Annotated in this window: 27 protein-coding genes and 2 other annotated features; of the genes, 11 read left to right on the top strand and 16 right to left on the bottom strand. The window is 36.8% G+C overall.

What is annotated here, in order from left to right; genetic code table 11:
• Positions 1–9 precede the first annotated feature (9 nt).
• Complete coding sequence (locus KPL75_RS20360) at positions 10–795, bottom strand: zinc ribbon domain-containing protein (RefSeq protein ID WP_016094528.1); 786 nt, start codon at positions 793–795, stop codon at positions 10–12.
• A 200-nt stretch (positions 796–995) separates the two neighbouring features.
• Between KPL75_RS20360 and KPL75_RS20355 the strand changes: the two genes are divergently transcribed.
• Positions 996–1,829 (top strand): hypothetical protein, encoded by an 834-nt coding sequence (locus KPL75_RS20355; protein WP_219917525.1) that lies wholly within the window; start codon positions 996–998, stop codon positions 1,827–1,829.
• 14 nt (positions 1,830–1,843) lie between these two features.
• On the opposite strand, the gene KPL75_RS20350 is transcribed toward KPL75_RS20355, so the two are convergent.
• The 10 genes from KPL75_RS20350 to trpE all read right to left on the bottom strand — a co-directional run bounded on the left by KPL75_RS20350 (position 1,844) and on the right by trpE (position 11,033).
• Positions 1,844–2,527, bottom strand: a complete 684-nt coding sequence (locus KPL75_RS20350) for a DUF2278 family protein (protein WP_219917524.1) — start codon at positions 2,525–2,527, stop codon at positions 1,844–1,846.
• 90 nt (positions 2,528–2,617) lie between these two features.
• Positions 2,618–4,117: an L-lactate permease gene (locus tag KPL75_RS20345; protein ID WP_219917523.1), complete on the bottom strand. Its 1,500-nt coding sequence runs from the start codon at positions 4,115–4,117 to the stop codon at positions 2,618–2,620.
• Positions 4,118–4,231: 114 nt separating this feature from the next.
• Entirely contained in the window at positions 4,232–4,591 is a 360-nt protein-coding gene (locus KPL75_RS20340) for a DUF4029 domain-containing protein (RefSeq protein WP_219917522.1), read from the bottom strand.
• Positions 4,592–4,664: 73 nt separating this feature from the next.
• Positions 4,665–5,441, bottom strand: coding sequence for a tryptophan synthase subunit alpha (trpA, locus tag KPL75_RS20335; protein ID WP_219917521.1), 777 nt, complete (start codon positions 5,439–5,441; stop codon positions 4,665–4,667).
• A 3-nt stretch (positions 5,442–5,444) separates the two neighbouring features.
• Entirely contained in the window at positions 5,445–6,638 is a 1,194-nt protein-coding gene (gene trpB, locus KPL75_RS20330) for a tryptophan synthase subunit beta (RefSeq protein WP_002140871.1), read from the bottom strand.
• The gene (locus KPL75_RS20325; RefSeq protein ID WP_219917520.1) at positions 6,635–7,249 is read right to left on the bottom strand and encodes a phosphoribosylanthranilate isomerase; all 615 of its coding nucleotides are present in this window, start codon (positions 7,247–7,249) and stop codon (positions 6,635–6,637) included. Before KPL75_RS20325 ends, trpB begins: the two co-directional genes overlap by 4 nt.
• The gene (trpC, locus tag KPL75_RS20320) at positions 7,246–8,007 is read right to left on the bottom strand and encodes an indole-3-glycerol phosphate synthase TrpC (RefSeq protein ID WP_219917519.1); all 762 of its coding nucleotides are present in this window, start codon (positions 8,005–8,007) and stop codon (positions 7,246–7,248) included. The genes KPL75_RS20325 and trpC overlap by 4 nt, the downstream gene beginning before the upstream one ends.
• Position 8,008: 1 nt before the next feature.
• Positions 8,009–9,034 (bottom strand): anthranilate phosphoribosyltransferase, encoded by a 1,026-nt coding sequence (gene trpD / locus KPL75_RS20315; protein WP_201039734.1) that lies wholly within the window; start codon positions 9,032–9,034, stop codon positions 8,009–8,011.
• Positions 9,031–9,618, bottom strand: a complete 588-nt coding sequence (locus KPL75_RS20310; protein WP_219917518.1) for an aminodeoxychorismate/anthranilate synthase component II — start codon at positions 9,616–9,618, stop codon at positions 9,031–9,033. Before KPL75_RS20310 ends, trpD begins: the two co-directional genes overlap by 4 nt.
• Entirely contained in the window at positions 9,615–11,033 is a 1,419-nt protein-coding gene (trpE, locus tag KPL75_RS20305; RefSeq protein WP_219917517.1) for an anthranilate synthase component I, read from the bottom strand. The genes KPL75_RS20310 and trpE overlap by 4 nt, the downstream gene beginning before the upstream one ends.
• 51 nt (positions 11,034–11,084) lie before the next feature.
• Positions 11,085–11,329: a binding site (T-box leader), on the bottom strand.
• Between the two features lie 42 nt (positions 11,330–11,371).
• Positions 11,372–11,610, bottom strand: a binding site (T-box leader).
• A 306-nt stretch (positions 11,611–11,916) separates the two neighbouring features.
• On the opposite strand from trpE, the gene putP reads away from it, so the two are divergent.
• Together putP and KPL75_RS20295 are read left to right on the top strand one after the other, a co-directional pair.
• Positions 11,917–13,395 (top strand): sodium/proline symporter PutP, encoded by a 1,479-nt coding sequence (putP, locus tag KPL75_RS20300; RefSeq protein ID WP_219917516.1) that lies wholly within the window; start codon positions 11,917–11,919, stop codon positions 13,393–13,395.
• A gap of 161 nt (positions 13,396–13,556) precedes the next feature.
• Positions 13,557–13,955 carry an Ig-like domain-containing protein gene (locus KPL75_RS20295; RefSeq protein WP_219917515.1) on the top strand — a complete coding sequence of 133 codons (399 nt, stop codon included), beginning with the start codon at positions 13,557–13,559 and terminating at the stop codon, positions 13,953–13,955.
• A 24-nt stretch (positions 13,956–13,979) separates the two neighbouring features.
• Here KPL75_RS20295 and KPL75_RS20290 read toward each other — a convergent pair whose 3' ends face one another.
• Entirely contained in the window at positions 13,980–14,375 is a 396-nt protein-coding gene (locus KPL75_RS20290) for a PH domain-containing protein (RefSeq protein WP_219917514.1), read from the bottom strand.
• 89 nt (positions 14,376–14,464) lie between these two features.
• Here KPL75_RS20290 and KPL75_RS20285 point away from each other — a divergent pair, with 89 nt between their 5' ends.
• Positions 14,465–15,136, top strand: a complete 672-nt coding sequence (locus KPL75_RS20285; RefSeq protein WP_219917513.1) for a DUF4386 domain-containing protein — start codon at positions 14,465–14,467, stop codon at positions 15,134–15,136.
• Here KPL75_RS20285 and KPL75_RS20280 read toward each other — a convergent pair.
• Together KPL75_RS20280 and KPL75_RS20275 are read right to left on the bottom strand one after the other, a co-directional pair.
• The gene (locus tag KPL75_RS20280) at positions 15,126–15,701 is read right to left on the bottom strand and encodes a Crp/Fnr family transcriptional regulator (protein ID WP_219917512.1); all 576 of its coding nucleotides are present in this window, start codon (positions 15,699–15,701) and stop codon (positions 15,126–15,128) included. The genes KPL75_RS20285 and KPL75_RS20280 overlap by 11 nt on opposite strands.
• A 323-nt stretch (positions 15,702–16,024) precedes the next feature.
• Positions 16,025–16,936, bottom strand: a complete 912-nt coding sequence (locus tag KPL75_RS20275) for a DMT family transporter (protein ID WP_219917511.1) — start codon at positions 16,934–16,936, stop codon at positions 16,025–16,027.
• 203 nt (positions 16,937–17,139) lie between these two features.
• Between KPL75_RS20275 and KPL75_RS20270 the strand changes: the two genes are divergently transcribed.
• From KPL75_RS20270 to exsF, 6 genes are all read left to right on the top strand, one after another.
• Positions 17,140–17,871, top strand: a complete 732-nt coding sequence (locus tag KPL75_RS20270; RefSeq protein WP_219917510.1) for an alpha/beta hydrolase — start codon at positions 17,140–17,142, stop codon at positions 17,869–17,871.
• 90 nt (positions 17,872–17,961) lie between these two features.
• Entirely contained in the window at positions 17,962–18,480 is a 519-nt protein-coding gene (locus tag KPL75_RS20265; RefSeq protein ID WP_002011397.1) for a YjcG family protein, read from the top strand.
• Between the two features lies 1 nt (position 18,481).
• The gene (locus KPL75_RS20260) at positions 18,482–18,904 is read left to right on the top strand and encodes a GNAT family N-acetyltransferase (protein WP_219917509.1); all 423 of its coding nucleotides are present in this window, start codon (positions 18,482–18,484) and stop codon (positions 18,902–18,904) included.
• 99 nt (positions 18,905–19,003) lie between these two features.
• Entirely contained in the window at positions 19,004–21,070 is a 2,067-nt protein-coding gene (locus tag KPL75_RS20255) for an ATP-dependent helicase (RefSeq protein WP_219917508.1), read from the top strand.
• Positions 21,071–21,366: 296 nt separating this feature from the next.
• Entirely contained in the window at positions 21,367–21,837 is a 471-nt protein-coding gene (gene cotY / locus KPL75_RS20250; RefSeq protein WP_219917507.1) for a spore coat protein CotY, read from the top strand.
• Positions 21,838–22,004: 167 nt separating this feature from the next.
• Positions 22,005–22,508 (top strand): exosporium protein ExsF, encoded by a 504-nt coding sequence (gene exsF, locus KPL75_RS20245; RefSeq protein WP_219917506.1) that lies wholly within the window; start codon positions 22,005–22,007, stop codon positions 22,506–22,508.
• A 76-nt stretch (positions 22,509–22,584) separates the two neighbouring features.
• Here the strand turns inward: exsF and KPL75_RS20240 are convergent, their stop codons facing one another.
• Both KPL75_RS20240 and KPL75_RS20235 read right to left on the bottom strand, forming a co-directional pair.
• Positions 22,585–22,770, bottom strand: a complete 186-nt coding sequence (locus KPL75_RS20240) for a hypothetical protein (RefSeq protein ID WP_033718211.1) — start codon at positions 22,768–22,770, stop codon at positions 22,585–22,587.
• Between the two features lie 164 nt (positions 22,771–22,934).
• Positions 22,935–23,294: a DUF1360 domain-containing protein gene (locus KPL75_RS20235; protein ID WP_000899658.1), complete on the bottom strand. Its 360-nt coding sequence runs from the start codon at positions 23,292–23,294 to the stop codon at positions 22,935–22,937.
• A 124-nt stretch (positions 23,295–23,418) separates the two neighbouring features.
• Between KPL75_RS20235 and exsY the strand changes: the two genes are divergently transcribed.
• A complete protein-coding gene (gene exsY, locus KPL75_RS20230) occupies positions 23,419–23,883 on the top strand; it encodes an exosporium assembly protein ExsY (RefSeq protein ID WP_002149783.1) in 465 nt (154 codons plus the stop codon).
• The last annotated feature ends 30 nt before the right edge of the window (positions 23,884–23,913 follow it).

The raw sequence follows: 23,913 nt of genomic DNA, 5'->3' as shown, positions 1-23,913 counted from the left end.
ACCTTTTCATTAGAAGCCTGTGAATCCTCCAGTAAAGGTTTGAATTATCGTGTTAATGTAAGACCAAAATACAATCCATGTTGCGACTCCGATGAAAACATTTGCGATAAGAAGAGTGTAAACAAGATTTAATCCACCATTATCTAATTTTACTATAGCTACAATTACACTAATTCCCATATAAGTTACCGCCACCGATAGTAATATCGGTAAGAAAAAGATTAATAAAAAACTAAAAAGAAAAGAAAGAACTAATATAGCAATAGCTGGCGTCGCTATCGTCCCCCATATACCGAATGCTTCAAGAAAAGAAAAAGATGATTTCATCATCTTACCACTTACAAAAATAATAAATCCGACAAATAAAGTTAAAATTAATAAAAAGAAAAAGACCATTACAGATTCTCCAAAAAAAGTAGGAGTAGTTATATCTGGTACTAATGTCCTCGTAACAGTCGCCGCTGCGCTCATCATTCTATAAAAAATACATGCTCCTAAAAAACAAATAAGTACAAGACTTGCAATTCCATTTCGCACTTCAATATTTCCACTTTTCATAATGGCCGTTGGTGATTTAAAAGCATTTTTGAAGAACTGAAAATAGCCACTTGCAAATTGTTTTGCTTGCTCTACCGTTTCATTTGGTCGAGTTTCTTTCACTTGTACTACGCGCGCTTGTTGCTCGCCTTCTTCCTGTGCACCACTTGCCACTACTTCTTCCGTTAACGAATATCCACAATTCCCGCAAAACTTTGCTTCTACTGCATTTTCTGTATGACACGCCGGACATTTCATTCTCTCATCCCTCCTTAAACATATACCTTATAGGATGTTACAAATTCAATATATGACTTTGTACATAAAACATGACTACAAGAAAAAGAATATGAAATCCTTCTTTTAAACGAAACTATGTGTGCTAGTAATATAGAAAAATAATGTTATTATGAAACAGAGCAAATAAAGTTAAACTTTAAACAGATTGGATGAAGGCAGTGGAATTTGTAAACTCGATTTTTCAAACACTCCTTACAAGTGTAATCCAATTATTTTCTTTAATTGGAATCATCATTGTAATTGGATTTCTATTAGGATATTTAGAATCTCTCACACGAATGTATTGGTCGAGAGCTTTTGGTAGGAAAGGCTTTCTTTTGACTGCGTGGATTGGTGTCCCTATTCATGAACTTGGGCATGCAATTATGTGCGTACTATTTCGTCATAAAATTGTAGCGACGCAGTTCTTCCCGACAGATACAAGTCAAGGGGCTTTAGGTTACGTACAACATCAATACAATCAAAAAAGCGTATATCAACGAATCGGTAATTTCTTTATCGGCATCGGTCCTATTATTTCTGGTATTACTGCCTTAATCCTTTTAATGCGCTATTTCGTACCAGAGTCATATTCTTTATTTAATACGACTCTCGAAACAACGATTGCATCGACTTCTATTAACTTAGACATGATCCAAAACATGTTTTTATCAACATTCTTTTTATTAAAAAGCTTGTTTACAATGAACAATTTATTGACCCCTTCTTTTTGGTTATTTTTATTTATCGCTATTTGTATTTCCGCACATATCGCTTTAAGTAAACCAGACATTAAAGGATCAACAGATGGCGTTATCGTAATGTTTATCGTATTATTTTTATTCAATATAATAGCGGGACTGTTTCAGTACGATAGTAACCAACTAATCGGCAAAGTTATGAAATATAATATGTATCTCATCGCGTTTTCTAGTGTGGCGCTGCTTTTCTCTTGCATTTCTACACTTGTGAGTTTTGTGTTTTATAAAATAAGAGGAGGGCGTTCGTTTTGAACGCCCTCTTCTTATTAGTTATTTCTCTTATAATCACAATGCTCAACCGGAACACGAGCATGCCCTTCTTCATCGGTACACCATGACTGTGATTGGAATGCAAGAAAGATACCGATCCATTCTTCTTCCTTTTCAAAGTGAATGAGTATTCCCCCGTCTTGCCATTTGCCATCATCACCTTGCCATTTCTCTACATTACCTTGATTCATGTGAATATCGTGTATACCGTTTCCAGGTGTAAAGTGGAAATACGAATCAGGCACTGTTTCTTCTGGTCCCCACCTTTCACCAAACGCATAAATAATTGCTTTCTCATCTATTGCTCGCTTTATATAACGCTCTATTTTTTCATTTAAATCATTATCCACTCCTGCTTTTTCAGCAGGTAAAGGAATCATTTGCTTGGAATCAAATAAATTACCTCTTACATAATCTAAAGCAACTTTTGGCTCATTATTTTCCACTTCCGTAAAACCAAACGGTAATGTCGGTAAAATATGAATCGCCTCTGACCGAATATTGTCGCTCGCAAAATATAAAACTTCTGATGGATAACTTTGCGACTTCACGTTAATTGCAATACGATAATCTACTCCTGCTTCACCTTGTAAATGAACTTGATAATGAGGTGTTTTGCCTTTTCCAATCTTAGATTGTATAACTGTACCTTTTAATACACCGTAGTTTTTTAAGGGCATACCTTTCATCTCCTATTCATTTAGTAGAAGCTTTTCATATTTAAAACATTATCCAGTCATAAAGAAAATCCTCCTATGTTAGGAGGATTTTTAATTTCTCAATATATACCAAAAGAAAACTTCCACTACTACAAGTAACACCGCACCAAAAATCATTAACGTCGTCTTCTTTAGTAGTTCGTTTTCACGATATGGAATATTACATAAATAAGCCCCGAGTGTAATTCGTGACGGACAAGCAATTGTCGCTACTGATGATGCGGTGTTTTGGAGTGTTGTGACATATTGCCACGGGAGTGCTACGTTTTGTGCGGTTTGCATTTGCAGTTTTATAAACATCGCATTTGATCCTGCGTTACTACCAGTTAAAAAACCGCCGATTCCGCCGATGAACGGTGCAACGAAAACGAAAAAGGTACCAAATGTTTCACCAGCTGTCTTTGCGAGTAATGCATGCATACCAGATGCCCCCATTAACTCTGAAATCGCAATGAACATTGTCGTTGTAATTGCGAATGGAATCCATTGTTTTATCGTTTGCGAGAGTGATTTTTTAATAATATTAGATGGAATGCGGAAGAAAATAATTGTAAATAAACAAGTCATGGCGAGCCAAAACCCTGGCGAATATAGTAGCTCTAGTTTGTAAAAATATGATTTTAAATCGAGAACTGCATATGACCTGAGCAGATCATGTAATGCTGGAACGAGGCGAGAAAGTAAAATACAAACTGTTAAAAAGATATAAGGGCTAATAATTTTTATAATCGATACTTCTCTCTCAGTAGCCGCCGCATGTTCTGTTAAAAGGTTTTGCTCATCTTTTCCTTTTAATTTAATGATTAAAAAACCAAATGTAATGGTAACGATAGAACTTAATATCCCCGCTAGTTCAACACTTACGTATGCGTTAGAAAGATAGATTCCAAGAGAAAATAATAGAAAGAACCCTATCCCTTCCTTCCACTTTTCTATAACTGCCTGAAAGCCACCGACAACGTATAAAGAAAGGATGACAAAGTATGCAAAAATCGGGATGCTTAATAATGCTGTATTTGTACCAAGAGTTGTAAGCGGCATGTTAATAAGCTGAGAACCGATAATCGTGCCCGTTGCCATTGCGCCCCATGAACTTGCAAGTAGGCCGATAAACGAAAGTAGCACAGCTTGAAACGGTTTATAACCGAGAGAAAGAAAAATAGGTGCTGCGACCATAAAACCAATTCCGAACCCACTCACTGATTCAATAAGTGGACAAATACCAAAACACATAAGAAGCATTTGCAATAATCGATCGCGCGTGACTTGTTCTAGAAATCTCGCTACTTGATCGATGTATCCCATTTTGTTCATGAGGTGAAATAAAAAAATACCGAAAAACAAAACGTATCCAACAATAAAACAAATTAACCAACCTTTAATCGTTGCATGTACAGTTTCACTTATCCCTAACCGAAATGTTGGCGAGAGTAAAACAATTCCAACAGAAACGGCATAAGAAATTAATGAGGATCTTAATGACGTTTGTTTAAATAAAAATAAACAAATGAAAATCATCATAATTGGGATAAGTGCCAACAATATGGCCATGTTATCATCTCATTTCGTTAAAAATACAATTTTTAACTATTATATAACAGATAACACGATTTTCAATTATTTTTAAAACAGATTAAAAAAAGAGCCAAACAGCTCTTTTTTTGATCACTCCCATTTTCTTTTATCCTGAAAAACCGTCTGCTGCCTCAGCATCTTTTCTAAAACAACAAACACAATATAAGCACATATTACTTGCAATACAATATTTCCAAGTTTTATTAATTCAAATGAATGGATCCATCGAAATAATTCGTTTAATAATACAATCGAAACGATACTAAATAGTTCTATACTAACCGAAAATATACATACTTCGAAAATAGATTGCTCTTGAATCCTGTTTAAGTTGGAAAAGATGAATAAATACCCTAGAAATAGAGCCATTAACTCTATTTTCGTCATGCTAATTAACCAGGCATATAGTGGTACGGTTAAAAGAAGATATAATAGTTTACGTCTTAGCATGCCTTCTCACCTCTGAATTATAAGTGTTTTCTGTATATTTTAACATTTATTACATAAAAGAAACAGAAGAGACTTATGCCTCTTCTGTTTCTTTTACTGCATGTATTAACTCACATATTTCTTCTTGCTTTTCATTTTCTAAAAGCTCAATGACTTTACTCCCAACAACAACACCGTCGCATATCTCAATCATTTCTTCTATTTGCTCTCGTGTTGAAATACCGAACCCTGCAACAACTGGTAAGTGGACGTGTGATTTTACTTTTTCTAAGTAACTATGAATCTCACCTTTAAAGTTTTGACGTACTCCTGTTACGCCCGCTACTGTAACGGCGTAGACGAATCCTTGTGATTCACTCGTGATTTTTTCAATTCTTTCAATAGGACTCGTTACGGTAACGAGTGGAATTAAAGCGATATTCGCCACGCGAAGGAGCGGTGCAATAATGTCTTGTTCTTCATACGGTAAGTCTGGAACGATAATACCGTCCACCCCTGCTTCAAGACAGCTCTCAATGAAACGTTCCTTTCCGAATGCGAGTACTGGATTTAAATATGTCATGAGTACGAATGGAATTTGAACTTCTTGCCTCACCTCTATTAATGCTTGAAAAATACCTTTTAATGTTACACCGCTATCTAGCGCTCGTTTTCCTGCTCTTTGAATAGTTGGCCCATCTGCGACTGGATCTGAGAACGGAATACCAATTTCAACGATACTTGCTCCTGCTTCATCAAGAAAACGAATTCTTTCTTTTAACTTTTCAAGCCCACCATCTCCGCCCATTACATACGGAATAAATGCTTTCTTGCCATTTTCAAACGCTGCTATAATTTTTTCTACTCCCATTTTTCACACCTCTTCCATATAACGTTTTATACTCTCTACATCTTTATCACCGCGGCCGGATAAACAAATGACAAGTCCTTCGTCTTTCTTCATTTGCGGCGCTAGTTTTAAAGCGTATGCAACAGCATGTGAACTTTCTAATGCCGGGATAATCCCTTCTTTTTTCGTTAATAATTGAAATGCTTCTAACGCTTCTTCATCTGTAATGGAATGATAAGAAACGCGACCAATATCTTTTAGCAAGCTATGTTCTGGCCCAACACCTGGGTAATCCAGCCCTGCCGAAATAGAGTGCGCTTCTTGAATTTGCCCTTCTTCATTTTGCAGAAGGTACATCATCGATCCGTGTAAAACACCGACACTTCCTTTCGTTAAAGTGGCTGCGTGCTTTTCTGTGTGAACACCTTTTCCAGCTGCTTCAACACCGTAAAGAGCAACTTCTTCATCGTGTACGAACGGATAAAACATTCCCATTGCATTACTACCACCGCCAATACAAGCAACGACTGCTTCTGGTAATTTTCCTTCTAGCGCTTCGTATTGTTTTTTCGTTTCTTTCCCAATTACACTTTGGAAATCACGAACAATTTGCGGGAATGGATGTGGCCCGAGAACTGATCCCATAATGTAGTGCGTATCGTGTACATGTGAAACCCAGTAACGAAGCGCCTCGTTTACCGCATCTTTCAACGTGCCGCTACCTGCCGCAACGCTTTCTACTTTTGCTCCGAGTAATTCCATTCGAAACACGTTTAATTTTTGTCGTCTCACATCTTCTTCTCCCATGAAGATGACGCATTCTAAACCGAAAAGTGCACATACAGTAGCTGTTGCAACTCCGTGTTGTCCTGCTCCTGTTTCAGCGACAACTTTCTTCTTACCCATTCTTACCGCAAGAAGTGCTTGACCGATTGTATTGTTAATTTTATGAGCTCCCGTATGGTTCAAATCTTCACGTTTCAAATAAATCTTTGCTCCGCCGCAATACTTCGTCATATTCTCAGCGAAATAAAGCGGTGTTTCTCTTCCAACATACGTTTGTAAATAATGATTTAATTCCTTTTGAAACGCTTCATCTTGCATCGCTTCTTTATATGCTTCTTCTAGTTCTAATACGGATTGCATTAACGTTTCTGGAACGTATCGTCCTCCGTATATACCGTAATGACCTTTTTCATCTGGATATGCATAGTTCATTTGGAACACTCCTTCGCTTTTTTAATAAATTGTTTTATTTTCTCCAAATCTTTCTTTCCTTCTGTCTCTACCCCGCTACTCACATCGACCATATATGGCTGAACAGTTTGAATGGCTTCTTCTATATTAATGACGTTTAATCCGCCAGCTAATATCGTTTTCCCTCGCAGCTCGTTTGGCATATGTGCGAGTAACTCCCATGAAAATGTCTTTCCGTTTCCTCCGTGGAACTTTTCTTTCGGGCTATCAAATAACAAATAATCTGTTTCGTATTTTTTCGCATGTTCAATATCTTGTTCTAAAGCTACTCCTAACGCTTTTATAGACGGAATATTCAATCTTATAATTTGATGATTGTCTTCATCCCCATGTAGTTGCACATGCGTTAACCCGCACTCCTCTGCAATTTTCTGGATCACTTCTACTGATTCATTTACGAAAACACCGACCTTGAAAACGTGGGCTGGAATTTCCCCAATAATTTCTTTCGCTTGCCCTGGAGTGATTTGGCGTTTACTTTCTGCAAAAACAAATCCGATTGCATCTGCGCCATATTCACACGCACTTTTCGCTGTTTCCATATCAGTAATACCGCAAATCTTCACTTTCATATGCTCACCTTACAGTCTTCAAAAAAGGTACTGATAGAAGATGATGTCATAAGCGCTTCTCCGACTAATACACCTTTTGCACCAGCTCGTTTGACGCGAATGATATCTTCTTTTGAATGAATGCCGCTTTCACTAATCCAAAGTAGGTTTTCTTCATTCAGTCGTTTTCCGAGCTTTTCAGTTTGGCTTAAATCTACTTCAAATGTTTTTAAATTACGGTTGTTAATACCGATAACGTGCGGATTTAATCGGATTGCAATTTCTAATTCCTGTTCATCATGAACTTCAACAATCGCTTCTAATCCTTTTTCTAGCACGTAGTTATAAAGCTCGTTTAATTTCTCTTTTGACAATGCTGCAACAATTAATAAAATAAGATCTGCTCCTGCTTCATACGCTCTATCAATTTGGATTTTATCGATTATAAAATCTTTACATAAAAGCGGAATGTTACTTTCTGCTCTTGCCGTTTGTAAGTCGTGAAACGACCCTTTAAAAAATTGACCGTCTGTTAAAACCGAAACTGCTCCACCACCGCATTCTTCATATGTTTTCACTTGTTTTGGCACATCAACGTGTAAATTAATATCGCCTTTTGATGGAGACGCTCGCTTTACCTCTGCTATTACAGTAAACTGCTCTAAAGCTTTTACAAGTGAGTGTGTTTTCCTTTTTTCTTTCACTGGTGAATATGTTTCATATAACTCCGCAACTTCTACTTTCTTTTGCTCTACAATTTTGTCTAAAATCGTCCCCATTTTAATTCACCCTTTCTAATTTTTCATGGCTTGCTGCAATTAATAAGTTTAGCTTGGCTAATGCTTTTCCAGAGTCAATGCTGTGCGTTGCTAGTGTAATTCCTTCTTCAATCGTTTCTGCTCTTCCATTTGCGAAAAGGGCTAGACCTGCATTTAATAAAACAGTATCGCGATAGACACTCTTTTCTCCGCTTAATACGCCGAGCGTAATCTTTGCATTTTCTTTTGAATTCCCACCTCTAATTTCTTCATTTTTCACTCTTGAAAAACCATACTTTTCTGGATCAATACTCATTTCTACTATTTCATTATCTTTTAAAACGACGACATGATTTTCTCCCTGTAATGATGCTTCATCTAAAAAGCCACTTCCGTTTACGACGAGTGCTTGTTTTCTGCCAAGTTTCTGCAATACTTCCGCTACCGGCAATAACATATCTCGCTTATAAATACCGACAAATTGTGTTTCTAAATTAACCGGATTCGTCAACGGTCCAATTAAGTTAAAGATCGTCGGAACGTTTAATTCTTTTCTTATTTTCATAATGCGTCTTAATGCTGGATGCATCGCTGGTGCGAATAAGAAGGCAATCCCTACAATTTCTAATAAGTAGTCAATTTCACCTGGCGTACAACTAATGTTTACACCGAGTTCTTCTAATAAATCAGCACTTCCTGTTTTACTAGAAACAGCGCGGTTTCCATGTTTCGCAACCTTTACACCAGCTCCGGCAAGTACAAATGCCGATGTTGTACTAATATTGAATGTTTGCGCACCGTCACCACCCGTTCCGCAATTGTCCATCGCGCCTTTTATATGAGTTGAAAACGGTAATGCCTTTTCGCGAAGAGCACGAACGAGACCGTATATTTCTTCTGCTGTTTCGCCTTTCGCTTTCAGCAATACTAAGAAAGCTGCAACTTCACTTTCCAATATGTTGTCACTTAATAAAAGAAGTCCCGCTTCATACATTTCTTCTTCTGTTAAATGTTGTCCCTCTACTAATTTTCGAAGATAACTGTTCATACTCTCTCCTCCTCTTTCACTTCTGCTAAAAAGGCACGTATTAACTTTCCGCCTTCTTCTGTTGCAATTGATTCTGGATGAAACTGTAATCCGAAGAGCGGATAATAGTTGTGACGAACTGCCATGATTTCTCCGTCATCCATCGCTGTCGCCAGTATGTCAAAACACTGCGGTAAACTATTTTGCGCTGCAACGAGTGAATGGTAACGCATCGCTGTTAGCGGCTGCGTAACATACGAAAAGATTGACGTTCCGTTATGTTTCACACGCGATGTTTTTCCATGTTTAATGAGCTCTGCTCTAACAATTCCCCCTCCAAATGCGGATATGATTGCTTGATGGCCAAGGCAAATTCCTAAGATGGGAACGTTCTTATGAAAGTGACGAATAGCATCGATACAAATTCCAGCATCTTCTGGTTTCCCTGGTCCTGGTGATAGCACAATTCCTTTCGGCTTCATCTCCTCTAATTGTTCAATTGTTATTTGATCATTTCTTACGACGACGATGTTTTCTTCGTACTCGCCTAATAGTTGATACAAGTTATATGTGAAGGAATCATAGTTATCAATCAGTACAATCATTTCATAACCTCCAAAAGCGCTCTCGCTTTATTTAATGTTTCTTCATATTCAGCAACCGGGTCTGAATCGTAGACGATACCCGCTCCTGCCTGAACGTACGCTTTCTCATCTTTCACAACCATCGTTCGAATTGCTAGCGCCATATCAAGATTTCCTGAGAATGAAATATATCCAACTGCTCCGGCGTATACATTTCTTTTTTCATGCTCTAACGTATTAATAATTTCCATCGCCCTTATTTTCGGAGCTCCTGATACTGTACCAGCTGGTAAACAATACGCTAATGCATCAAATCCACTTGTTCGTTTTCGCAATGTTCCGTAAACTTCAGATACAATGTGCATAACGTGAGAGTATTTTTCTACTTTCATATATTTATCTATCGTCACAGAGCCAATTTCACTTACTCTGCCAATATCATTTCGTCCTAGGTCCACAAGCATCATATGCTCTGCTCGTTCTTTCTCATTTCCTAACAGTTCTTTTTCGATTTCCTCATCTTCCTGCTTCGTTTTCCCTCTCGGCCTCGTACCAGCAATTGGGTTTGTCATCACTTTATCCTCTCTTACTGATAACAAACTTTCCGGCGAAGAGCCAAGTACAACATAATCTTGAAAATCGATATAGAACATATATGGTGATGGATTTGCAATTCGAAGTTTCCGGTATAATGCAAATGGATCTCCTTTACATTCACTTTGCAAACGCTGGGATAATACAACTTGAAAAATATCTCCGGCCCGAATGTATTCTTTCGCTGTTTCTACCATTTCACAAAATTCTTTTTCAGTTACTGAAGAAGTAAATGATAAAGATGATATTACTTCATTAACCTTCTCTGCTTCTCCGTTTAGCACTTCCTCTTTGTATCTTTGCAATCTTTCGTATACTTCTTCATAAGAAGCTGAATCATCTTCCCTGCATACATATACAAACGACAACTTTTGGCGTAAATGATCGTAAACGATAAACTCACGATATAGTAAAAGATGTACTTCTGGAATATTTAATGGATCGTGTAAATCTGCTCCAATGTTTTCATACTGCCGAATGACATCATAGCCAATATATCCAACTGCTCCCCCGCAAAACGGAAATGGACTCTCTACTTGCGCTGGTGCGATTACCTCTTCTAGCATTTGCAGTACGTTACCCTGCAGCTTTTCTTTTTTCCCATACATCATTCGCTCTACTTCTATACCAACGCTTTTCACTTCTCCATACGGATTACACCCTAAGTAAGAATAGCGCCCTTTATCTTGATGAAGCTGCGAACTTTCTAATAAAAACTTTTTCTTTCCCTTCATACGTCTATATAAAGAAATTGGCGTAATGCTATCTCCTTCTTCTTCAGCGATTACTAAAAATGTGTTTCTTTGTTCTTTTTGCTTCATAAATTCCTCTTTTGTCATCATGCCTTTCACCTCACTCTGAAAAATAAAAAAGTCCCCTACATATCGAAATATGTAGAGGACGATAAATTTACCGTGGTACCACCTCAGGTTGGACGCAAAAGCATCCCGCTTTATTCAGGTACAAAATATATACCTTATCCTTGTAACGGCGGAACCCGGGTTGCCTACTGAAAATAATTGTTCAGCATACCTCTCGTAAGCCCATTCCGTATATGGCACCGCACCGGGCTCCCACCTGTCCCCGGCTCTCTGAAACGTCTCCAATATACGTACTCTTCTTACTTAAACGATTTAACATATTTAATTTTTTGTACACAAAAAGGGAGTACTCATCCTATAGAAAGGACGGGTACTCCCGTGGTGCCACCTTAATTCGTTACGAATGTAACGCACTTTGCCGTATCAAAAAATAATACGTGTCTCTTGTATCGATGAGATCATGTCGCCAAAGCCTACTTCTTTCGTTTCGGTTTGGAAGCTCCGAAGCCCATTCCACATCAATCCCATACTGATTCGCACCAACCATCAGCTCTCTGACATGTTCATCATGTGTACTCTTCTTCATCAACGCTTGCATTTTTTAAGTTGCACTCATTATAGACCTAACTTTTTTCACAAGTCAATACTTTTTTTAAAAAATTTTTTCTCCCTTCTTTCAATATTATATTGACAAAACAACGTGTTTTTATGTAAATATAATAAATACTCTATTAAAATTAAGGTTTTTTCGTCTGAAATTTATATATTAAAAAAGTAAAACGATGTCAAAAAACGCTTACATTTCTGAAAATTCATATTTGTATATGGATTTTTCAGAATAATCATGATAGATTATAAATATGCATAATGCATCAAAAGACATGACAAAAGGAAGGGGAACTACATGAATACGCAGATGTTAACTTTAACTTCTATCTCTATTTACATGCTCGGGATGTTAGTAATCGGCTATTTCGCCTACAAACGAACGTCCAACTTAACAGATTATATGCTTGGCGGGCGTACACTAGGCCCCGCAGTAACAGCATTAAGTGCTGGAGCATCAGATATGAGCGGTTGGCTTTTAATGGGCTTACCCGGTGCAATGTTTAGCGTTGGATTAAGTAGTAGTTGGATTGCGTTTGGCCTAACACTAGGCGCATACGCAAACTGGCTTTATGTCGCTCCTCGCTTACGTACCTACTCAGAAATTGCAAACAACTCTATTACTATCCCAGAATTTTTGGAACACCGCTTCCACGACAAATCTCACATGCTACGCTTAGTATCCGGACTTGTTATTATGATTTTCTTTACTTTCTATGTAGCTTCAGGACTCGTTTCAGGCGCTGTATTATTTGAAAATTCATTTGGTATGAACTATCATGTTGGATTACTCATTGTAGCAGGCGTTGTTGTAGCTTACACACTATTTGGTGGTTTCTTAGCAGTAAGTTGGACAGACTTCGTGCAAGGAATCATTATGGTAATTGCTCTTATTCTTGTTCCTATTGTAACAATTATGAATTCAAACGGACTTGGACCTGCATTTGATACAATTCGATCTGTAGATCCAACACGTTTAGATATTTTTAAAGGTGCCTCTACTTTAGGAATGATTTCTTTATTCGCATGGGGCCTTGGTTATGTTGGACAACCTCATATTATCGTACGCTTTATGGCAATTTCGTCTGTAAAAGAAATTAAAAGCGCACGAAGAATTGGTATGAGCTGGATGATTTTCTCTGTTGTCGGAGCTATGTTTACTGGTCTTATCGGTATTGCTTACTATTCACAACAAGGTTTGACATTATCTAACCCAGAGACAATTTTCCTTGAACTTGGAAAAATTTTATTCCACCCACTTATTACTGGATTTTTATTAGCCGCTATTTTAGCAGCTATTATGAGCACAATCTCTTCTCAGTTGCTCGTTACTTCAAGTGCAGTAACTGAAGATTTATATCGTACATTCTTTAAGCGTTCTGCTTCTGATAAAGAGCTTGTATTTGTCGGTCGTATGGCTGTTCTTGGCGTTGCTTTAATTGGGTGTGCATTAGCGCTTAAACAAAATGATACGATTTTAGCTCTTGTTGGATATGCTTGGGCTGGATTTGGTTCTTCATTTGGACCTGCTATTTTATTAAGCTTATATTGGAAACGTATGACGAAATGGGGCGCGCTTGCTGGTATGATTTCAGGTGCCGCTACAGTAATTATTTGGACTCAATTCAAATTCCTAAAAGATTTCTTATATGAAATGATTCCTGGTTTCGCTATTAGTTTAATAGTGATCATAATTGTTAGTTTACTAACTAAACCTTCAAAAGAAGTTGAAGAGCAATTTGAGGATTTTGAAAAACAACATCGTCATAATCTATAAAAAAGAAATCTCTGCTGTTATCGTAACAGCAGAGATTTTTTTTTACAGTTCGACAATCTTCTTCTCAAATTTAACAAATTCTTTATGTTTCGTTAAATTTAACATAACACTACTCCGTTATAGTATTAGTATCAGCACTTATACAGAAAGGGGACTCCAACATGTTAGCAGCTTTCCAGCAACAACATATAAGAAAATTTTCACCTATTACAAACACTTCTACGTCTTGTTTAAAAATTCAACCTAATCCATCCAAAATTTCAATTGCTCCTTCTGTTATTTCCGTTATCGGTATTCATATGCAAAAAAATAAGTTAAAAATAAAAACTGGACAAAGTGCGGATTTATCAGCTTCCGTTTTGCCAATGCAAGCAACCAATAAAGAACTTATTTGGACAAATATGAATTCTGACATTATCACTATATATCCAAAAGGTGATACGGTAACGATTACTGGAAAAAGTGCAGGAAGAGCAGTCGTAATTGTTACAACTGCTGAAGGAAAATTTCGTGATTTATGTGTCATTCATGTACAGCCTTATATGACAAATCCAAAGTAAAAGAGTGGCTATGAAGCCACTCTTTTACTTTATTTCAATTTGAGGATTTTTCCTTTTTAACAACAAAATAAATTTTTCTTTATTTTTTGGAGAAATAAGTTCTGTTTCATATGATCCATATAAAATTTCTAATCGATCGAATGATAGTGCATAGGCGGCTAATGGATTTTTTGTATTGGAAATTTTCTTTATATCTTTTATTAAGATCCGCTTCTTAATGGGTCCTGATTTAATAAAAATCACTTCTTCTTCCACGATATATTTCGTTGTAAACCAGCTCCAAACGAAAAGAATTACTAAAGGAATCGTAAAAAGTAGCAGAAAGTAAGCTCTTCCAGCTAATAACGGTGCAAAACATGCACCAATGGCAACTAAAAAAATTGGATATAACCATGCATCTTTTTTTGACGGAAATTCCACTAAACTTCTCCTTTCTTGATTTAAGTCAATGAATCATCATCCTCTCTCCTATTAAAATGAAAGTAACATTAAAAATAGGAGGATGTAATATGAATCAACGAAAGTTTGCCATAATTGCTGGTACTTCTCTTCTTATAATGGCATTCACTGCATTTTTTTCTTACGGTTTTGTTCACGGAAATCTCGTCGTACAAGGAGATGCGAACGCGACACTCCATAATATTCAAACTTCAAGCTCGCTTTTCAAAGCAGAAATCTTCGGATGGATTATCATTTTCATTACGGATATTGTCGCCGCGTGGGCTCTTTATTTCTTTCTAAAACCAATTCATACTAGTCTTTCATTACTAGCTGCATGGCTTCGCCTTATGTATACGGCTATACTTGGAATTGCCATATTCAATTTAACATTTGTATTACTTCTCTCGAAAAGTACAATTGCTAATTCAGAAGCATATATAACACTATTTCTAGAAGCTTTTGAATACATTTGGTCTGTAGGATTAATCATTTTCGGCTTACATCTTCTCACCTTAGGATACGTAACCTTTCAATCTAAAAACATACCGAAAACTATTAGTATATTACTTCTCCTTGCTGCAATCGGCTATATCGTCATTAACGTTATGAATATAATGTTTTCGCAATATGATGCGATTATTTCCATTCTTAACGTTACCTTTCAACTACCGATGATTGCAGGTGAACTAGGATTTTGTATATGGCTACTGCTTAGAGGTGGAAAAAACTCTACTGTATGAGCCTTTTCTTAATCCTGCTTAATGATTCAGGCGTAATACCTAGATAACTTGCCAATTGATATTGAGGAACACGATCGATTAAATGAGGTCGTTTTTGTAATAATGATTTGTAGCGCTCTTCTGGTGTCGATGCAATAAATAATGTAAGTTCTTCTTGCACTTCACCAAAATTGTATTCAATCATTTGACGCGTCATTTCTTCTAACTGTGAATATTTCTTATACATGTCCTTTTCATTATTAAGGTTACCAACGACTACTATGCAGTCTTCTAAACACGTTAACGTATGCGGGGATGATTTATCTTGTTTATGGTGGGTAAAATTTGCGATTGCTTGTTCTTCTGTATAAAATTTTGATGTAACTTCTTTCCCAGCTTCATCTATACAATGTTGCCTCACGCATCCTTTTAATACAAAATAACATTTAGACGGAACATCTCCTTGTCTTAAGAGCACTGTTCCTTTTTTATACTCTTCAATTTGTAATTCTTCTACGATCATGCGCTGCTGTTCTTCACTTAATGTTGTAAGCTTTGTCATGTATTTCATTAAAATATCTTTCATTTGGTCTCTCCTTCTCCCTCTATATTTGTATGAGAAACGTATGATTTAACTCCACTATATATTATCTTTTTCATACTATATAGTGGGAATTCCCTCTATTTATCTGTTTTATTTTTTGCATAGAACAAAAAAAAGAGAAGTTACCAATAACTTCTCTTTTCGTATTTTACAATAAAGTGAAACTTTAATCAGTGGGGGTTTTGTCCATCCCCCACTAATTATTAGCCAACACTAATCAGGCAGTTATCTTCCACCTAACTTCCTCGCATTCGCCGAATTTTAAGGTGGCAGTCTTACTGCCCGCAAATAGCGGGATAAACTCGTTATAGTTCCTGTGTATACACCGGTTCGTTCACCACATTTTTTGATGGCCGTTTTTGTTGCTGTAGTAAGAAAACAAATACACCAAACAATACGAGCACGCTGCCGATAATTTGCATTGCATTTAATTTTTCTCCAAGTAATAAAAACGCTAGTATAGATGCCCCAACTGGTTCTCCTAAAATACTCATTGAAATTGTTGTTGCATTTACGTAGTTTAATAACCAATTATTAATTACATGTGACACCGTCGGCACAATCGCCAGTAGGAGAAAAATACTCCAGTCCCACTTCGTATAGCCTGTAAATGGCACTTGAAGTATAACGTTATAAATCGCTATAAATATACCTGCGAATGCAAAAACTGTAAAGCTATAAATCCAGTGTGATACTTTCTTTACTGTCGTTTGTCCGATAAATAAATAACCGACAACCGCTATTACACTTAAAAAGGATAATATATCTCCATAAATTGCTTGTTTGCTTAAACCTAAATCTCCCCAGCCAATACACATTACACCTAATATAGCGATACCCATCGTCGCAATGGCTGAATAGGTTGTTCTTTCCTTAAACAGAAAAAAACCTCCAACTAAAGACACGATTGGCTGAAGTGCTAAAATAATTGTCGAACTAGCAACTGTTGTATGCTTTAAAGATTCAAACCATAAAAGAAAATGCAGCGCTAAAAAGAAGCCAGATCCAATTAAAAATCCCCAATCTTTTATTTGAATCTTACTAAACTCTTCCCGTTTTTTCCAAACGATAGGCAGCATAATAAGTACGATAATCCATAATCGATACATACTTAAAATTGAAGATGGTGCTGAGGACATCTTTGCAAAAACAGCTGCGAATGAAATGGCTATAATGGAAATTGCTAATGGTAGTGCGATTGACCTTTCTTGTTTCAAATTATGTCTCCCCTCTCACCTGTAAAAAATCCCACTTCATTATATCCGTTTTCTTTCATAACTTAAATACTAATTTTTTAGATTCTTCGTACCATTATGGTAAAATAGAAATTAAGGCACCTATTAGTGACTATTTCTTTCCTTTTCACTACAAGCGTCGCTCTTACAATCATTACAGTAAATTTTTATTTAGGGGGATATACATGAATCAAGCAATAGGGAGAATCGAAGAAATTTCATTTTTCAGTACATCACTTCAAGAGGAACTTACACTTCTTGTTTATTTACCAGTAAATTATACACCTCTCCATAAACATACGGTTGTTATTGCACAAGATGGTAGAGATTATTTTCAGCTCGGTAAAGCACACCGTGTAATTGAGCGTCTTCGCGAAACTGAAGAAATTGACCGCACAATTATTGTCGGTATTCCATATAAAAATGTACACGATCGTAAGGAAAAATATTTCCCAAGCGATGTAAAAAATGCTGCTTACATTCGTTTCCTTGCTCACGAGCTTGCTCCATATATTGATGAAAATTATCCAACGTATCAAATGGGTAAAGGACGCGTTTTAATTGGTGATTCTCTTGGCGGTACTGTTTCCTTTATGACTGCACTTATGTATCCGCATACATTCGGTAAAGTTGTTATGCAATCACCATTTGTTGATGAAACAGTCATGAACTTAGCAAGAGATTTCAAAGATCCGGGGGCGTTAGAAATTTATCACGTAATTGGGACTGAGGAAACGGCTGTAAAGCGTACAGACGGACAAGTATCTGATTTCGTAGAGCCAAATCGCGAGTTAAATAAACTTCTTACAGATAGAAATTTCATTACACATTATGAAGAGTTTGAAGGAAATCACACTTGGAAATATTGGCAAACTGATTTACCAAAAGCATTTTCTCATATTCTATCAATGAAATAATAGAGAGCAGTATTCAGAATAATTTGATATAATAGATAGAGAGATTTGTTCTCAAAATCTAACTAGACTTACAAAGGGAGGAATTTGAACATGAAATTAGGCATTGTAATTTTTCCATCAAAAATGATTCAAGATAAAGCGAACGGATTGCGTAAGCGTTATGATCCACATTACGCATTAGTTCCGCCACATATTACATTGAAAACACCCTTTGAGACGCAAGATGAGCAATTAGAATCGATTGTGAATGAGTTACATACAATCGCAAACAAAACGAACCCATTCACTCTTCATGTTGGAAAAGTCGGTTCATTCGCACCTGTTAATAATGTTCTTTATTTTAAAGTAGAAAAAACACCTGAACTTACTTTCTTAAATGAAGAAATGCATAATGGATTCTTCACCCAAGAACGCGAGTACTCTTTCGTACCGCATTTAACAATCGGTCAAGACTTATCAGATGCAGAGCACGCTGATGTATTAGGTCGATTACGTATGAAAGATTTCTATTATGAGCAACCAATCGATCGTTTCCACCTTCTATACCAATTAGAAAATGGAACATGGACTGTACATGAAACATTCCACCTTGGAAAGGAGAACAACTAATTTGCACGCACAAATCGTACAAACGGACGAACAACTAAGAGATGCATTCTCTGTACGTAAGCAAGTATTTGTGAATGAGCAACGTGTTTCTGCAGAAGAAGAGTATGATGAGTTTGAAGATACTTCGGCGCACGTTGTTATATATGATAATGATGTTCCAGTTGGTGCTGGTCGCTTCCGCATCGTTGATGGAGTTGGAAAAATGGAACGCATTTGCGTACTAGCTTCCCACCGCAAAAAAGGCATTGGCAACATCATTATGGATGCACTTGAAGCATATGCGAAGGAAGAATCGCTACCAAAACTGAAACTTCATGCTCAAACGCACGCTGAAGATTTCTATAAAAAACTTGGGTATGTTACGAGTTCTGATGTATTTATGGAAGCCGATATCCCGCACGTCGTTATGATAAAAGAATTGTAATTTGAAAACAGGAGGTAGCCCCTCCTGTTTTTTACATTGCTATTTTCTTTTTCTTCCGCTAAAGTTAAATGTTGATGCTATAGTTTTGAAGGTGAATATATGACACAAGAAAAATTTTCACAAAAATCGTTAACACACGCTGGTGTTCCGCAAGCGACGTATCATATTCCGAAAACATCTACCCATTTAATTATGGAAGAAGATGCAGATGCGGCTTATTTCCGCGCTTTAGAACAGCAAGGTGTTTATTTAAATGAAAAACAGTTAGAAGCAGTGCAAACGACAGAAGGACCTGTCCTTACACTAGCTGGTGCTGGAAGTGGTAAAACATCTGTTTTAACAACTCGCGTTGGTTATTTAGTTAATGTAAAACATGTTCATCCGCGAAATATTTTGTTGCTGACATTTACACAAAAAGCAGCTGAAGAAATTCGAAGTCGTGTAGCAAACTTACCTGGTATGAATCATGCTGCAAGTAGCTATGTCGTTGCTGGTACATTCCACTCTGTCTTTTTAAAATTGCTTCGTAGTCAAGGATATAATCAGCAAATTTTAGCAAATGAAAAACATAAACAAATTATGATAAAGAAAATTTTGAAAGAATTACGCTTAAAAGACGCTTATGATGCCGAAACGATACTCGCTATGATTTCACTTGAGAAAAACAAATTGAATCGTCCGAAAGATGTAAAAGCGAAAACACCGGTTGAACAAGAGTTCAAAGAAGTATACGAACGTTTCGAAGAGGTAAAACAACGATACAATTATATCGATTTTGACGACATCTTATTAGAAATGTATTATCTGTTAGAAAATAACGCTCCCCTGCTTACTCAATTACAAGAGCGTTTTCATTACATTGAAGTAGATGAGTTTCAAGATACGTCGTATGCACAATATGAAATTGTAAAATTGTTAGCCACGCCAAGAAATAATTTATTTATCGCAGGTGATGACGATCAAGCGATTTACGGCTGGCGAGGGGCAAGTCACCAAATTATTTTATCTTTTCCAAAGGAATTTGATAATACAACGATTATCGCACTTAATACGAATTATCGATCTAATCCATTTATCGTCGGACTTGGAAATGAAGTTATTAAGCTCAATCAAGAACGTTTTGATAAAGAGCTATATTCTGTTCGTAACGATGGCATGCAGCCGTTTTATGCACGACCTGCGACAACTCTTGATGAAGCAAATCAAATTTTGCAACTCATTCAGGAAAAAGTAGATAGTGGTGAACGAAATTATAAAGATTTTTGTTTATTATATCGTACGCATTCTGTAAGCCGTTCTTTGCTTGATCAGCTTACAATTCATAAGATTCCATTTATTAAACATGGAGCGAGCCAATCTTTCTACGAACATTCTTTAATTAAGCCCGTATTAGATCACTTACGACTCGTGCTTGAACCGTTCCGCCTCGAATCACTTTCAAATATATTACCAACAATGTATATTGGCCGTGATGAGTGCATTTCATTTATTGAACGTGAACAATGGAAATATGGTGAGGGCCGGTTCCCTTCCCTTCTTCATTTCCTATTACTAAATCCAAGCTTGAAACCTTTTCAAGTTAAAAAAGTAAATGAACGCATCGATTTTATTAAATTTATAAAGGAACTTGAACCGAAAAAAGCATTGAAAGAAATTATTCATGGTAAGGGAAAGTATTTAGAGTACTTACAAAGTAATGATCGTTCTTCCTTTACGATGCATAAGGACATACAAGAAGAAATGCTAGAAGAATTAATGGAATCTGCGACTCGATTTACGGATATTTCCGCTTACTTAGAATTTATTACTGCAGCAATTCAAGGGCAAAAAGAAATGGAAGCATTAAAAACAATGCCGCAAAAAGATGCTGTATCGCTTATGTCGATCCATAACGCAAAAGGCCTTGAATTCCCATGCGTCTTCTTACTCGGTGCGAGCGATGGCATACTGCCACATACATCTTCTTTAAAAGACGCGAATGACCGTGTAACTGAGACTTCTGAAGCATTAGAAGAAGAACGACGCTTACTCTACGTCGCAATTACACGTGCAAAAGAAGAACTTTACATTTCCTCTCCGCAATTTTTCAGAGGAAAGAAACTAGATATTTCTCGTTTTTTATATACTACGCGAAAAGATTTGCCTGAAAAGACATCCACTAAATAAGGATGTCTTTTTTCCATATCATGTTATGTACATCCCTTCTATATAAAGTGAAACTTTAATCAGTGGGTGTTTTGTTCGTCCCCCACTGATTATTAGCCCTCACCAATTGGGTGTTTACGGGCAGCAGGGCTCCCACCTAACTTCTTTGCTCCTGCTAAATTTTGAGGCGGGAGTCTTACTGCCCGTTAATGCGGGATAAATTCCCTGTTTCTATCCTGAGAATTAACGTAATATCGACCATATCCCGTTCATATTGTAATAGTGTATGTCAGAACTCACGATAAGGAGTGAACATAATGAGCTGCAATTGCAACGAAGATAATCATCACCATGATTTTGATTTCAACTGTGTATCTAATGTCGTTCGTTTTATACATGAATTACAAGAATGTGCAACCACTACATGTGGATCTGGTTGCGAAGTTCCATTTTTAGGAGCACATAACACTGCATCAGTAGCGAATACACGTCCTTTTATTTTATACACAAAAACTGGAGAACCTTTTGAAGCATTTGCACCATCAGGAAGTCTTGTTAGCTGTAAATCTCCAATTTTTCGCGTTGAAAGCATTGATGATGATGATTGTGCTGTGTTACGTGCATTAGCTGTAGTATTAGGTGATGGATCCTCTGTACCACCCGGTGACGATCCAATTTGTACGTTTTTAAATGTACCAAATGCAAGGTTAATATCGACCCCTGCTTGTCTGACAGTTGATTTAAGTTGTTTCTGTGCTATTCAATGCTTACGTGATGTTACGATTTAAAACTAAATAACGATTTAAGCATGGATTGGGTGGCAGAATTTTCTGCCACCCAATCCATGCTTAAAAGGTATTATTATGTATTTTTCATAAAATTGGGAACTTGTCTAGAACATAGAACCTGTCCTTTTCATTAACTGAGAGTAGAAACAGATAAAGGAGTGAAAAACATGTTCTCTTCTGATTGCGAATTTACTAAAATTGATTGCGAAGCGAAACCACCTAGTACACTACCTGCCTTCGGTTTTGCTTTCAACGCTTCTGCACCTCAATTCGCTTCATTATTCACACCACTACTATTACCTAGCGTAAGTCCAAATCCAAATATTACTGTTCCTGTAATAAATAATACAGTAAGTGTCGGAGCTGGCATTCGAATTCAAGTAGCTGGTATTTATCAAATCAGTTATACATTAACGGTGAGTCTTGAAAATGTTCCTGCACCACCAAATGCCGCTCGATTCTTCTTAACATTGGACACACCAGATAACGTTATTCCAGGATCAGGAACAGCAGTCCGTGCTAACATTATCGGTACTGGTGAAGTAGACGTTTCTAGTGGTGTTATTCTTATTAACTTGAATCCTGGCGACTTAATTCAAATCGTACCAGTTGAATTATTTGGAACTGTAGACATCCGTGCTGCAGCATTAACAGTTGCACAAATTAGCTAGTAAAAGGCGGTATTTCTTAATTGAAATACCGCTTTTTATATTTATAATAAAAAACACTCACCGTAACATGAGTGTTTCATTCTTCATATTGTTTTATTGTATTCTTCTTTTTCCCACAGTTGCATCCCTTTTTTTTCACAAACCCTTGTTGCTGTAATTGCTCTTGATACGCCTGATGTTGTGCTTGTTGCTGTTGCTGTATGTTATACCACTGCTGTAGGTCATATGAATTTTGCCTTGGATTATTGCTCACAGCAAACATCTCCTCTACTGTCAATTCTGTCTATTTACTATATGAACAACTCCTTATTTCCGTTCCCTCATCCTCTTAAACTCCGCTTTTACTAACATCATGAAGATTTATCCCGATTGGTGAGGGCTGATAATTAGCAGGGGATGCCCCCCACTGATTAAAGTTTCACTTTATTATTCTCCCATAAAATATCCTGTAATTGTTTCAATGATCGCTGCTGCACCTGCAATGGCTAATAATGCTAGCACAGGCTCTGCAACAATTGGAATCCATTTATATAAAACTAATAAAAAAGCACTAACCCACACACCTGTACACCAATAGCAGCTTAATAATTCTCCAATCCACTTTCTTAATCCTTTCCCTTTCACCTTTGTAAAAGTCGATACACTTCCATCAGGTTCTGTAATCTCTAACTCATCAATAAACGGTCTTCGCAAAAAAGCTGTAATTTTATCATAAACAATAAGACGAGTTAACCTAAAAGCAGCTAGCGCAAAAATAAAAAATAAAAGCCAGCTTGTAAATAACATAATTCCACCTTCCCTATCCTCTTTAGCCTATTTAAAAAAAAAGGTCTTAAGATTGTGACCAAATCTCCCCCACTCCAATATCTTATTAATGTAAATACAAACAAGAAGATAAGGAGTGACATTAATGAGTTGTAACGAAAATAAACACCATAGCTCTTCTCACTGCGTAGTTGACGTCGTAAAATTCATCAATGAATTACAAGATTGCTCTAGTTCAACATGTGGTTCTGGTTGTGAAATTCCATTTTTAGGAGCACACAATACTGCAGCAGTAGCAAATACACGCCCTTTTATTTTATACACAAAAGCTGGAACGCCATTTGAAGCATTTGCACCATCTGCAAGCCTTACTAGCTGCCAATCTCCAATTTTCCGTGTAGAAAGCGTAGATGACGATAGCTGTGCTGTCCTACGTGTGTTAACTGTAGTATTAGGTGATGGTTCTCCTGTACCACCTAACGACGATCCAATTTGTACGTTTTTAGCTGTACCAAATGCAAGATTAATATCGACATCTACTTGCATTACTGTTGATTTAAGCTGCTTCTGTGCTATTCAGTGCTTACGCGACGTTTCTATAGTTAAGTAAACTAAAAAACTATTGGGGTGGTAGAAGCTT

The sequence above is a fragment of the Bacillus sp. NP247 genome (assembly GCF_018966865.1).
Taxonomy (GTDB): Bacteria; Bacillota; Bacilli; order Bacillales; family Bacillaceae_G; genus Bacillus_A.
The sequence above is the reverse complement of the archived record's forward strand: the minus strand, read 5'-3'. Positions and strand labels throughout refer to the sequence as shown.